Below are 12,219 nucleotides of genomic sequence, written 5' to 3' on the forward strand. Positions count from 1 at the left end.
CCTCGTTGGTGCGAACCGAATGTTATGCTGACTGTCCCATCATGTGACTTAGCTCACACGTTGGTCTGGCTAGATGTCCTACCGTAGAAGCTGTCGCACACAAACCGAACGGCAACGCTACGTGAGGACGAATTGAGAACGTTTTTAGCAGTTTGTTGCGTGTTGAGGCAAGCCGCTTTACACAAGGTTGCAGAAGCCTTGTAGGAAGCGCGCCTCCGCCTGGCAAGCTGTGTGGCCCAGGACGATCTGCGCGATCATGCGCCGCCAGTGGAAAATTGACACGTCGGCGCGATGAATTCAATGCCTCTCGCATGCAGCGTCCCCGGGCTTGTACCGTTTTTCTATTGCTTCAAACGGAGACAAGTCGATGAATCATCCCTCGTTCGAAGGCCAGCCCACTATCGAGGCGCCCACATGGATCAAACACCGCAAGCTGATCGACTGGGTCCAGCGCATCGCCGCGCTGACCAAGCCTGAAAAAGTGGTCTGGTGCGACGGCTCGCAGGAAGAATATGACCGCCTGTGCGCGCAGATGGTCGAAGCCGGAACGCTGAAGAAACTCAACCCCGCCAAGCGTCCCAATTCCTATCTCGCCTGGTCCGATCCGTCCGACGTCGCGCGCGTCGAGGATCGCACCTTCATCTGCTCGCAGCGCGCCGAGGACGCCGGCCCCACCAACAACTGGATCGCCCCGGCCGAAATGCGCTCGACGCTCGACGGCCTGTTCGATGGCGCGATGCGCGGCCGCACGATGTACGTGGTGCCGTTCTCGATGGGCCCGCTCGGCTCGCCGATCGCGCATATCGGCGTCGAGTTGAGCGACAGCCCGTACGTCGCGACCAATATGCGCATCATGACGCGCATGGGCCGCAAGGTGTATGACGTGCTCGGCGAGGACGGCGAGTTCGTGCCATGCGTGCATTCGGTCGGCGCGCCGCTCGCGGCGGGCGAGCAGGACGTGTCGTGGCCTTGCAACAAGACCAAGTACATCGTGCATTTCCCCGAATCGCGCGAAATCTGGAGCTTTGGCTCGGGCTATGGCGGCAATGCGCTGCTCGGCAAGAAGTGCTTCGCGCTGCGCATCGCATCGACGATGGGCCGCGACGAGGGCTGGCTCGCCGAACACATGCTGATTCTCGGCGTCACCTCGCCGGACGGGCGCAAGCATCACGTGGCGGCGGCGTTTCCGTCGGCGTGCGGCAAGACCAACTTTGCGATGCTGATCCCGCCGGCGGGCCTGAACGGCTGGAAAATCTCGACGATCGGCGACGACATCGCGTGGATCAAGCCGGGCAAGGACGGCCGCCTGTACGCGATCAATCCGGAAGCCGGCTACTTCGGCGTTGCGCCGGGCACGAGCGAAAAGACCAACTACAATGCGCTCGCCACGTTGAAGGAAAACGTGATCTTCACGAACGTCGCGCTGACCGACGACGGCGACGTCTGGTGGGAGGGCATGACCGACGAGCCGCCGGCGCATCTGATCGACTGGCAGGGCAAGGACTGGACGCCGGCCGAGGCAAAGGAAACCGGCCGCAAGGCGGCGCATCCGAACGCGCGCTTCACGGCGCCGGCTTCGCAGTGCCCGTCGATCGACGCGGACTGGGAAAACCCGGCCGGTGTCGCAATCGACGCATTCATCTTCGGTGGCCGCCGCTCGACCACCGTGCCGCTCGTCACTGAAGCGCGCAACTGGGTCGAGGGCGTCTACATGGCGGCGACGATGGGCTCTGAAACCACCGCCGCGGCGGCTGGACAGCAGGGCGTGGTGCGCCGCGATCCGTTCGCGATGCTGCCGTTCTGCGGCTACAACATGAGCGACTATTTCACTCATTGGCTGAAGACCGGCGAGCGTCTGCAGCAGTTGAGCGAGAAGCTGCCGAAAATCTTCTGCGTGAACTGGTTCCGCAAGGGCGCGGACGGCAAGTTCGTGTGGCCTGGCTTCGGCGAGAACATGCGCGTGCTGAGCTGGATGGTCGGCCGCATCGAAGGCACCGCGCAGGGCGAAGAGCATGCGTTCGGCATTTCGCCGCACTATGAGGACATCGACTGGAGCGGGCTGAACTTCAGCCGCGAGCAGTTCGAGCAGGTGATTTCCGTCGATGACGCTGCATGGCGCGACGAGCTCGTGTTGCACACGAAGCTGTTTGACACGCTGCAACACGGTCTGCCGCCGGCACTGACTGAGGCGAAGCGCGCGCTCGAGGAAAAACTTACAGCGTGATTATGTGAGTGCTCACTCAGCATAAAAAGCCGCCCTCGGGCGGTTTTTTCGTTGGGCGCCCGGTTTACTTCCGTTTTTTCGAGTTCCGCAACGGCCGAACGACCGTTGCGTCTGTTCGAACAAAAAAGACAGAGCAAGATGCAGCGCAGCAGATTGTTTTTGATTTGGGAATAATCGCTGGTCAGACCCCGGTTTTATCGACACAGTCGTACCAAAATTGACAATATTTCCTATTTTGCGGGCAACTTCTGCACGATTTTGCGAGTCGTAGGAGAATTCCAAGTTCGCTTCACTGGTTTTCACCAATTGTCAGGAAGCAGTAACAAGGCAGGGAGTTGTCATATGGATCATTTGCAGTCGATGCGAGTTTTCGTCAAGGTGGCGGATCTCGGCAGTTTTGCCCGCGCCGCGAGCGCCATGGATATTTCCAACGCGGTCGCCACCCGTCACGTTGCCGACCTCGAGGGCCGTCTTGGTACGCGGCTGCTCAATCGCACGACCCGCAGCTTGTCGCTGACCGAATCCGGTCAGGTCTACCTCGAGCGCGCCCGTCAGATTCTCGACGAACTGGAAGACGTCGAACAGATGGTGGTCGCTCGCAATCACGAACCCGTCGGCACGCTACGCATCGTCGCGCCCGTCGTGTTCGGGCTGCATAACCTCGCGCCCGTGCTGCAAACGTACGCGGAGCGCTATCCAAAAGTCATTCCCGACGTCACGCTGGTCGATCGTCAGGTGGACCTCGTCGAGGAGGGCTTCGACGTCGGCGTCGTGATCGCGCGGCAAATGCGCAGCGCGAGTATCGTTACGCGGCGTCTGACCACGGGCTGCATGACCGTCTGCGCGACGCCGGCTTATCTGGAAAAGCATGGCATGCCGACGCGTCCCGAACATCTGCTCGAGCACCCGTGCCTGAGCCTGCCATCCGAATACTGGGGCGATGAACGCGTGTTTACGGGGCCGGAAGGCGAAGTGCGCGTGCGGCCGTCGAACGTGATCGTCGCGAACAACACGGAGATGCTGAGACAGTTTGCGCTGCTCGGCATGGGCACCGCGATTCTGCCGAGCTATCTGATCGGTCGCGACATGACGCGCGGCCGGCTCGTGCGTTTGCTCGGCGATTACCGTTTGCCGCAGGTCGAGATCAATATTGCGTACCCAAGCCGCCGTCACCTGCCGGCCAAGGTGCGCACGTTCATCGACCATCTGGTCGAGCACTTCAACCAGACGCCGAACAGCGTGCTCGGCGAGCAGTGGATCAAGGACGGCCTGGAGCGTCCGGCGACCTCGGCCGCGTTCGAGACTGCCGAGTCGCGCGCACCGGAAGCGTTCGATGGCGCCGAGCCGCTGTCGCGGCTTCTCGATAGCGAGCTGTCGCCGGCCGTGCCGAAGCCGATGACGAAGTCGTCCAATCGCAGTCCACGCCCGACGGCGTTATCGCCGCTGTAAATCTCTGAATGTCGAAGCCCGCAGCGATGCGGGCCGGCATTAAAAAGGCGCAGTCACCTCAAGTGACTGCGCCTTTTTTCATGGACAGATGCGGACTACGCCGCGGGCTGTGCACGGATCGCCGACTGCGGTGGCTAATGTAGCTATTCCTGCTACCACCGCGAGCCGCCGATCCGAATCTCGCCCTACTAGCCGGTTTTTCGCGCCGCGGTCTTTTTCGCCGGTGCCTTCCTGGCCGCCGCGGACTTGGCGGCGGGCGCCTTCTTCGCCGCCACCTTCTTTTCCGCCGGCTCGGCCTTCACGGCCACCGCGGTATCACCTTCGTCCGCTTCCGGCATCGCCTTGGCCGCGGAACGAGCACCCGAAGTCTTCGCCGCTGCGGTCTTCGCCGCCGCCGGCTCCTTCTTCTCGAATTCGAAGCCGATCTTGCCGTCGTTCTGCTTGACGAGGAAAGCTTTGAAGTTACGGCCGGTACGCGACGACTTGAAGTTCGTCAGCAGATCGGTGCGACCCTCCTCGAGCAGTTTGGCCATCTGCTCGCGGGCGATTTCCTGCTGCAGGATCACCTTGCCGGAACGGAAGTCGCACGACTTCGGATTCGCCACCGAGTTTTCGCAGACGTAGCTCATGCCGTGCTCGAAAACGCGGCCTTGGCACTTCGGACACGCGCCGACCGGCTGCTGATCGGAGAAGTCGGGCGGCTCGCCGTCTTCGCCGGCTGCGTCCTGGCCGAAGTCGAACTCGAGCTTGTAATTCTTGATCTCGTCGTCGAGCGACAGTTTCAGGATCGCCGAGAACGGCCGCCCCATCTTGCTGCGGAAGCCCGACAGCGGCCCGATCGTCTTGTTCTGCAGCAGTTCTTCGACTTCGGCGATCTCGAACTGACGGCCGCCCGGAATCTTCGAGATCGAGAACTCGCACTTCGAGCACGCGAAACGCCGGTAGTTTTCCTTCACCTGGCCACCGCAATGCGGGCAAGGTGTCTGCAATGTCGCGTAATCGCCCGGGATCGTGTCGGAATCGTATTCCTTCGCGCGCTTGACGATAGTCTGCGTCATGCGCGCGATTTCCTGCATGAACGCGTCGCGTGGCAGGTTGCCGCGCTCCATCTGCGACAGCTTGTATTCCCATTCGCCGGTTAGCTCCGGCGCAGTCAGCTCCTTCACGCCGAGGCCGCGTAGCAGCGTCATCAGCTGGAAGGCCTTGGCGGTCGGAATCAGATCACGGCCTTCGCGGATCAGGTACTTTTCGGTGAGCAGACCTTCGATGATCGCCGCGCGCGTTGCCGGCGTGCCGAGCCCCTTGGCCGCCATCGCTTCGCGCAATTCGTCGTCTTCGACCAGTTTTCCCGCACCTTCCATCGCCGACAGCAGCGTCGCTTCGTTGTAGCGTGCGGGCGGCTTCGTGATCAGTTGCTGCGCGGCGATCTTGTCGGTCTTGACCTTTTCGTCCTTCTGCACCGGCACGAGGTTCGCGTCATCGCCGCTGGTTTCACGGCCGTAGATCTGCAGCCAACCCGGCTCGACGAGCACCTTGCCCTCGGTCTTGAAGTGATGGCCGACCACCTCGGTGATACGCGTCGTCACTCGGGATTCGGCGGCAGGGAAGAACACGGCGAGGAAGCGCTTCACGACGAGGTCGTAGAGCTTCTGCTCCGGCTCGGACAGATTCTTCGGCGCCTGCAGCGTCGGGATGATTGCGAAGTGGTCGCTGATCTTCGAGTTGTCGAAGATGCGCTTGTTCGGTTTCACCCAGCCCTTGTCGAGCACCTGCTTCGCGAACGGCAGGTAGTTGTTGCTCTCCTTGAGCATGCCGAGCGTCTGCTTGACCGTGTCCAGATAGTCTTCGGGCAACGCGCGCGCGTCGGTTCGCGGATAGGTCAGTACCTTGTGCTTTTCGTACAGCGCCTGAGCGAGACCCAGCGTGTTCTTCGCCGAAAAGCCGAAGCGGCCGTTGGCTTCTCGCTGCAGACTGGTCAGGTCGAAGAGCGCGGGCGACAGCTGCGTCGACGGTTTCGACTCCTCGGTCACCGTGCCGAGCTGGCCGCGGCAAGCCGCGACAATCGTCTCTGCCGCTGGCAACGCCCAGAGGCGCGAATCGCGCTTCTCCGGATCGAACTCGTCGCGCTTGAATTTCGGATCGAACCAGCGGCCTTCGTAGAAGCCGCCCGCGCAGACGAACTCCGCCTTCACTTCCCAGTAGTCGCGCGGCACGAAGCGTCGAATCTTCTCTTCGCGCTCGACGACGATCGAAAGCGTCGGCGTCTGCACGCGCCCGACCGTGGTCAGGAAAAAGCCGCCGCCCTTGCTGTTGAACGCGGTCATCGCGCGCGTGCCGTTGATGCCGACGAGCCAGTCCGCCTCCGAGCGGCAGCGCGCCGCGTCGGCGAGCGGCTGCATCTCTTCGTCGCTGCGCAGACGCGCGAAACCGTCGCGGATCGAGCCGGCCGTCATCGACTGCAGCCACAGCCGTTGCACCGGCTGTTTGGCTTTCGCGTGCTGCGCGATCAGGCGGAAAATCAGTTCGCCCTCGCGCCCCGCGTCGCATGCGTTGATCAGACGGTCGATGTCCTTGCGCTTCATCAGCCTGGTCAGCACCTTCAGGCGCGACTCGCTCTTCGCGATCGGATTCAGATCGAAATGCGGAGGAATGACGGGCAGATTGGCAAAGCTCCACTTGCCGCGCTTGACTTCGTAGTCGTCGGGCGCGGCGATTTCCAGCAGGTGGCCCACTGCCGACGAAAGGACGTAGTCGTCGCTTTCGTAGTACTCGTCATGCTTGGTAAAGCCGCCCAAAGCGCGCGCGATGTCGTTCGCGACAGAAGGCTTTTCGGCGATGATCAGTGCTTTGGACATGACTCGATGTGAGGTTGGTAGATCCGGGTTGGTGGCCTTGAGGGCCAACATGGCGCGCGACGCTCGCTTGAGACCTCTTTCGACCCAATAACGACCGCTTTATAGCACAAGGTGCGAACCCAACGGGTCAAGTGCCATAAAAGCGCGTCATCATAATTGCGCGTCCAGCGGTTGATCAACTGCGGCAAACGCCGCGTGCGGACAGCGATGCCAGCCGCGATGCTGTCCCAAATGATCGGCGGGGGCCTGTGCCGCAAGCGGCGCGTCGCGAGGCTTTCCGTTTGACCGGGCGGCGCGCGAGGCCGCCTTCAGGCGACCGCCAGCGCCGGCCGCAGCTTCGGCGCACCGGTTACGCCGGGCAGCGCGGTCAGATCCGACAGCATCCGCTCGACGATCGACACCTGTGGCAAAACCGTACCGAAAAACCGTGTCGTCACCGAGTCTTCGATCAGGACGGTCGGGAAATTCTCGACGTCCAGATCGTCGAACCGATCCGCATGAGTTTCGATGTCGATCCATGCGAAACAGACTTCCGGGTGCCGCTCGGCCAGTTGGTTGAAGGAGTCCCGGTACTCGCGACACGTCCCGCACCACTCCGCGCACAGGCACGCAACGAACAGCGTGTCGGGTTCGTTGACGCGCTCGGCGATCCGGTCCTGGTCGGTGTCGAGGTTCAGCGCGGGCATGAAGTGATTTCCTTGTGTATTTTGTCGGGTGCTTTGGCGCGAATGTAGCATGGCCGGTCGCGAAAAGTTGCCAATCTGCATTGACGCCGGTCAGTCTCGGCTCAGTCATGATGGGCTCGCATGAACCGGCCGCCGGGCAGCAGCGTGACCTCGCCGGCGAGTTCGAGCCGGAGCAAGGCGGCGTGCAGGGCGGCGTTCTCCATCTCGGTACGGGCGGCGAGAATTTCAAGCGTGGTCGGCGAATGGCCGAGCGCGGCGAGCAGACGCTGTGCGTCAGGGGCGAGCGCCGGCTGCGGGGCCGGCCCGGACGCCGGTGAGTCGGCGAAGGCTGCGGTCGTAGCGGGCAAAGCGGTCCCACCCGACGAAACGTGCAAACCCGCATGCTCCAGCGGCACGGCCCGCTTCGCCGAGCGTCTCGCATCGCCCGCCGGCCGCCGGGCAAAACCGAGCTCCTCCAGCACCTCGTCAGGCGTTTCCACGAGCCGCGCTCCCTGCTTGATCATCCGATGACAGCCGCGCGACAACGGCGCGTAAATCGATCCGGGCAACGCGAACACGTCGCGCCCCATCTCATTGGCAAGCCGCGCGGTAATAAGCGAACCGGAACGCATAGCCGCCTCGACGATCACGACTCCGCTGACCAGCCCAGCGATCAGCCGGTTGCGCTGTGGGAAGTTGGCGGCGCGTGCCGGCGTGCCGAGCGGCCACTCCGAGAGAATCGCACCCTGCGCGGCGATCTGCCGCGCGAGTGCTTGATGCGCGGCGGGATAGACGAGGTCCGCGCCGGTGCCGACCACCGCGACCGTTCCGCCGACACCTTCCAACCCGCCCCGATGCGCGGCGCCGTCGATGCCGAGTGCGAGCCCCGATACGACCGTCACGCCCGCCGCCGACAGTTCTCGCGCGAACCGCCGCGCATCCTCGATGCCCTGCGGCGTCGCGCTGCGGCTGCCTACGAGCGCGACCGCGCGCGTATGCAGCAGCTCAAGCCGGCCCTTTATATATAGGAGGGGTGGCGGATCGGGCAACGTCAGCAGCGCGGGCGGATAGGCGGGATCGTCGAGCGTGACGATCTGGTTGCCCGGCTGCTCGCGCCATGCGAGCACTGCATCGAGCTGGCCGTCGAACGCTGGACCCGGCGGCGCCAGCACCGCGCGCGCCGCGGCGTCTCCGGCGACCTCCGCGAGCGTCTCCGGCGACTGCGCCAACAGCGCCTGCGGCAGCCCGAATGCGCCCAGCAACAGGCGCAACGCCGCGGGTTTTAGGCCCGGCGCAAGTGACAACCGCAGCCAGGCGGCAAGTTCGATACGGGTCGCGGGCAAGGTCTGCATGCGGGTCGCTCCTCTGGCGGGGCCTGCGGGCAGGCGGGCGCCATGCTAAAATTTTCATCATCCGAAATAAAAACGCGGAAATAAAACGGCAATGAGCCGCGAATAATCGCGGCGCCGTGCTTACCGGCGCGGGTTCGTCGTCGGGCGCACGAGGCGCGTTGAATCGAACCGGTTCGACATCATCTATCCTCTGCGTATTACGACGGGCTCACAACCTGGCCAAATGGCCAACGCGAGCCGCCAACGGTTGGCGGCGTCTCAAATCACACTCGAAATCATGGCTTTACTGAGCATCCTCAATTACCCGGACAAACGGCTGCACAAGGTGGCGAAGCCAGTCCCGGAGGTCAACGACCGTATCCGCCGTCTCGTCGCGGACATGGCCGAAACGATGTACGCGGCGCCCGGCGTCGGCCTCGCCGCCACCCAGGTGGACGTGCACGAACGCGTGATCGTGATCGACGTGTCGGAAACGCACGACGAACTGCTCGCGTTCATCAATCCGGAAATCGTCTGGTCGAGCGATGAGAGGAAGTTGTCGGAAGAGGGCTGCCTGTCGGTGCCCGGGATCTACGACAACGTCGAGCGTGCCGAGAAAGTGCGCGTGCGTGCGCTCAACGAGAAGGGCGAAACGTTCGAGCTCGATTGCGAGGGGCTGCTCGCCGTGTGCATTCAGCACGAAATGGATCACCTGATGGGCCACGTGTTCGTCGAGTATCTGTCGCCGCTGAAGCAAACGCGCATCAAGAGCAAGATGAAGAAGCTCGCCCACGCGATGTAACGCGCTTTCAACTTGCCTATCGCCCCATTCATGAGTCATTCGTTGCGCGTCATCTTTGCCGGCACACCGGAATTCGCCGCGGCCGCGCTAGCCGCGATTCATGGCGCCGGGTTTGCCGTGCCGCTCGTCTTGACGCAGCCGGACCGGCCGGCGGGTCGCGGCATGAAGCTGCAGGCGAGTCCGGTCAAGCGCTACGCGCAGGAGCACGGCCTCGCGGTTGCGCAGCCCGCGTCGCTGCGCCGCGCTGGCAAATATCCACAGGAAGCCGCCGCCGGCATCGAGCAACTGCGCGCGACGCCGCACGACGTGATGGTTGTCGCCGCCTACGGACTGATCCTGCCGCAGGAAGTGCTCGACATTCCGCGCTTCGGCTGCATCAACATCCACGCGTCGCTGCTGCCACGCTGGCGCGGCGCGGCGCCGATTCATCGCGCGATCGAGGCGGGCGACGCGCAAACCGGCATCACGCTGATGCAGATGGACGCTGGACTCGACACCGGCGCGATGATTTCGGAAGTACGCACCCCCATCTCCGCCGACGACACCACCGCCACGCTGCACGACCGCCTCGCCGCGGACGGCGCGCAACTGATCGTCGACGCACTGATCGAGCTCGAGCGCAGCGGCAAGCTGACGTCGATCCCGCAACCGGCCGACGGCGTGACCTACGCCGAGAAAATCGCCAAGCACGAAGCGGCGCTCGACTGGCGCCGGCCGGCCGAGGCGCTTGCGCGTCAGGTGCGCGCGTTCGACCCGTTCCCCGGCGGCGCCGGCACGCTCGACGACGGCAGCACCGTCAAGATCTGGGCCGCCACCGCCGTAGCCTCGCCGGCGTCGGGCAGCAACAAGGCGCCAGGCACCATCGTCGAGGTTGCGCCCGACGGTGTGCTGGTCGCTTGCGGCGAAGGTGCACTGCGTCTGACGCAATTGCAGAAGCCCGGCGGCAAGCGCCTGCCGGTGCGCGAATTCATTGCTGGCTCGCCGCTCGCCGCAGGCCAGCGCTTCCAGCTTCCCGAGGCGCAATAAGCGCGTCTCGCACGCCGGAGCATCGTCCATTCGGCCGGTGTTCTCCGCGCCCGCCGCGAGCGCGACGCGCGTTAGAATCCTCCATGCAGCAGACCAGGTTTTCGAGGGTGCATCACATGTTCGGCATCGTCCATTTCGAGTTTTTCATCGTCGCGGTTTTTCTCCTGAACATCACGCCGGGGCCGGATACCGCTTATATCGTCGGGCGCAGCGTCGCCCAGGGCCGCGGCGCGGGGCTGATGTCGGCGCTCGGCATTTCGGCGGGCTGCTGCATTCACTCGCTTGCCTGCGCGTTTGGACTGACCGCGCTGTTGGCCGCGTCGGCTACGGCGTTCACCATCGTCAAATTCGTCGGCGCGATTTATCTGATCTATCTGGGGGTGCGCCTGATCTTCACGAAACCGGCCGCGGATGCGCCCGCCGGCGATGCGCGCGCGTCGTCCACGCCGAAGTCGCTGCGGCAGTTGTTCCTGCAAGGCTTCTGGACCAACGTTCTGAACCCGAAAGTCGTGCTGTTCTTCGTGTCGTTCTTCCCGCAATTCGTCACGACGGGCAGCGAACACAAGACCTTCGCGTTTCTCACGCTCGGCGCGGTCTTCGTGCTGATGAGCATGGTCTGGAACAGCTTCGTCGCGTGGATCGCGGGAAGCGTCACGCAGCGTTTCTCGGGCAAACCGGCGGTCAAGCGCTGGCTCGATCGCGGCGTCGGCAGCGCGTTCGTCGGCCTGGGCATCAAACTCGCGAGCGCCGCGCGATGATTGAATTTTCCCGCATCGCCCATATCTAACATTTCGCTTACAGTCTGGCGCCGCAATCGCGCGGCACGGAGATGAAGGCCACGCTCGGGGCAAGGAGTTGCAGACATGTTTAACTGGGTGAAAACCGCGATGTTGATGGCCGCGATTACGGCCCTTTTCATCGTGATCGGCGGGATGATCGGCGGGTCGCGCGGCATGATGGTCGCGCTCGTGATCGCCCTTGGGATGAATTTCTTCTCGTACTGGTTCTCCGACAAGATGGTCCTGCGCATGTACAACGCGCAGGAAGTCGACGAAAACAGCGCGCCGCAGTTCTATCGGATGGTGCGCGATCTCGCCACGCGCGCGAACCTGCCGATGCCGCGCGTCTACCTGATCAACGAAGACGCGCCGAACGCGTTCGCCACCGGCCGCAACCCGGAGCACGCGGCAGTCGCGGCGACCACCGGCATTCTGCGCGTACTGTCCGAGCGCGAAATGCGCGGCGTAATGGCGCACGAACTCGCGCACGTGAAGCATCGCGACATTCTGATCTCGACGATTTCGGCGACCATGGCCGGCGCGATTTCCGCGTTGGCGAACTTCGCGATGTTCTTCGGCGGCCGCGACGAAAACGGCCGTCCCGCGAACCCGATTGCGAGCATCGCGGTTGCGCTGCTCGCGCCGATTGCGGGTGCGTTGATCCAGATGGCGATTTCGCGTGCGCGCGAATTCGAAGCCGACCGGGGCGGCGCGCAGATTTCGGGCGACCCGCAGGCACTGGCGTCGGCGCTCGACAAGATCCATCGCTATGCGAGCGGCATTCCGTTCCCGACGGCCGAGGCGCATCCGGCCACCGCGCAGATGATGATCATGAATCCGCTGTCGGGCGGCGGTATCGCGAGTCTGTTCTCGACGCACCCGGCGACCGAGGAACGCATCGCGCGTTTGATGGAAATGGCGCGCACCGGGCGCTTCGACTGAGGCGCCGCGTCGCTCGGCGCGTCGAGCCTGAAGTACTGAAGAGCGGGCCCGCGAGGCCCGCTTTTTTTCGCACCGTTCGTCGCCACTGCGCGACAGCGTCTGCGGCCACCACCCACGCATGGCAGCGCCCCACCGGCGCCACGCTA

At 63.7% G+C, this 12,219-nt stretch carries 10 protein-coding genes; 6 read left to right on the top strand and 4 right to left on the bottom strand.

Annotated elements, in window-relative coordinates; all coding sequences use genetic code 11:
- The first annotated feature begins 367 nt into the window (after positions 1–367).
- Complete coding sequence (locus OKW37_RS04635; protein WP_429407822.1) at positions 368–2,224, top strand: phosphoenolpyruvate carboxykinase (GTP); 1,857 nt, start codon at positions 368–370, stop codon at positions 2,222–2,224.
- A 12-nt stretch (positions 2,225–2,236) separates the two neighbouring features.
- Here OKW37_RS04635 and OKW37_RS04640 read toward each other — a convergent pair whose 3' ends face one another.
- On the bottom strand, positions 2,237–2,506 hold the full coding sequence (locus tag OKW37_RS04640; protein WP_184146061.1) for a hypothetical protein: 270 nt from the start codon (positions 2,504–2,506) through the stop codon (positions 2,237–2,239).
- Between the two features lie 60 nt (positions 2,507–2,566).
- Between OKW37_RS04640 and OKW37_RS04645 the strand changes: the two genes are divergently transcribed.
- Positions 2,567–3,673: a LysR family transcriptional regulator gene (locus OKW37_RS04645; RefSeq protein WP_090802249.1), complete on the top strand. Its 1,107-nt coding sequence runs from the start codon at positions 2,567–2,569 to the stop codon at positions 3,671–3,673.
- A gap of 188 nt (positions 3,674–3,861) precedes the next feature.
- On the opposite strand, the gene OKW37_RS04650 is transcribed toward OKW37_RS04645, so the two are convergent.
- From OKW37_RS04650 to dprA, 3 genes are all read right to left on the bottom strand, one after another.
- Positions 3,862–6,528 carry a DNA topoisomerase III gene (locus OKW37_RS04650; RefSeq protein WP_429356405.1) on the bottom strand — a complete coding sequence of 889 codons (2,667 nt, stop codon included), beginning with the start codon at positions 6,526–6,528 and terminating at the stop codon, positions 3,862–3,864.
- Positions 6,529–6,836: 308 nt separating this feature from the next.
- Complete coding sequence (locus OKW37_RS04655; protein WP_018418960.1) at positions 6,837–7,214, bottom strand: thioredoxin family protein; 378 nt, start codon at positions 7,212–7,214, stop codon at positions 6,837–6,839.
- Positions 7,215–7,315: 101 nt separating this feature from the next.
- The gene (gene dprA / locus OKW37_RS04660) at positions 7,316–8,545 is read right to left on the bottom strand and encodes a DNA-processing protein DprA (RefSeq protein ID WP_429356406.1); all 1,230 of its coding nucleotides are present in this window, start codon (positions 8,543–8,545) and stop codon (positions 7,316–7,318) included.
- A 277-nt stretch (positions 8,546–8,822) separates the two neighbouring features.
- On the opposite strand from dprA, the gene def reads away from it, so the two are divergent.
- The 4 genes from def to htpX all read left to right on the top strand — a co-directional run bounded on the left by def (position 8,823) and on the right by htpX (position 12,073).
- Positions 8,823–9,326, top strand: coding sequence for a peptide deformylase (gene def, locus OKW37_RS04665; RefSeq protein WP_090805503.1), 504 nt, complete (start codon positions 8,823–8,825; stop codon positions 9,324–9,326).
- A 30-nt stretch (positions 9,327–9,356) separates the two neighbouring features.
- A complete protein-coding gene (gene fmt, locus OKW37_RS04670; RefSeq protein WP_429407819.1) occupies positions 9,357–10,352 on the top strand; it encodes a methionyl-tRNA formyltransferase in 996 nt (331 codons plus the stop codon).
- A 116-nt stretch (positions 10,353–10,468) separates the two neighbouring features.
- Positions 10,469–11,110, top strand: a complete 642-nt coding sequence (locus OKW37_RS04675; protein ID WP_429407817.1) for a LysE family translocator — start codon at positions 10,469–10,471, stop codon at positions 11,108–11,110.
- 105 nt (positions 11,111–11,215) lie between these two features.
- On the top strand, positions 11,216–12,073 hold the full coding sequence (htpX, locus tag OKW37_RS04680; protein WP_018418965.1) for a zinc metalloprotease HtpX: 858 nt from the start codon (positions 11,216–11,218) through the stop codon (positions 12,071–12,073).
- The last annotated feature ends 146 nt before the right edge of the window (positions 12,074–12,219 follow it).

Origin of the sequence: Paraburkholderia sp. MM5482-R2 (assembly GCF_050436125.1) — a bacterium.
Taxonomy (GTDB): domain Bacteria; phylum Pseudomonadota; class Gammaproteobacteria; order Burkholderiales; family Burkholderiaceae; genus Paraburkholderia; species Paraburkholderia tuberum.

Bases quoted from the DNA above. Each gene is read 5' to 3' on its own strand.
- fmt (WP_429407819.1), top strand. From the start codon at position 9,357: ATGAGTCATTCGTTGCGCGTCATCTTTGCCGGCACACCGGAATTCGCC.
- OKW37_RS04650 (WP_429356405.1), bottom strand. From the start codon at position 6,528: ATGTCCAAAGCACTGATCATCGCCGAAAAGCCTTCTGTCGCGAACGAC.
- OKW37_RS04655 (WP_018418960.1), bottom strand. From the start codon at position 7,214: ATGCCCGCGCTGAACCTCGACACCGACCAGGACCGGATCGCCGAGCGC.
- def (WP_090805503.1), top strand. From the start codon at position 8,823: ATGGCTTTACTGAGCATCCTCAATTACCCGGACAAACGGCTGCACAAG.
- OKW37_RS04645 (WP_090802249.1), top strand. From the start codon at position 2,567: ATGGATCATTTGCAGTCGATGCGAGTTTTCGTCAAGGTGGCGGATCTC.
- OKW37_RS04635 (WP_429407822.1), top strand. From the start codon at position 368: ATGAATCATCCCTCGTTCGAAGGCCAGCCCACTATCGAGGCGCCCACA.
- dprA (WP_429356406.1), bottom strand. From the start codon at position 8,545: ATGCAGACCTTGCCCGCGACCCGTATCGAACTTGCCGCCTGGCTGCGG.
- OKW37_RS04675 (WP_429407817.1), top strand. From the start codon at position 10,469: ATGTTCGGCATCGTCCATTTCGAGTTTTTCATCGTCGCGGTTTTTCTC.
- htpX (WP_018418965.1), top strand. From the start codon at position 11,216: ATGTTTAACTGGGTGAAAACCGCGATGTTGATGGCCGCGATTACGGCC.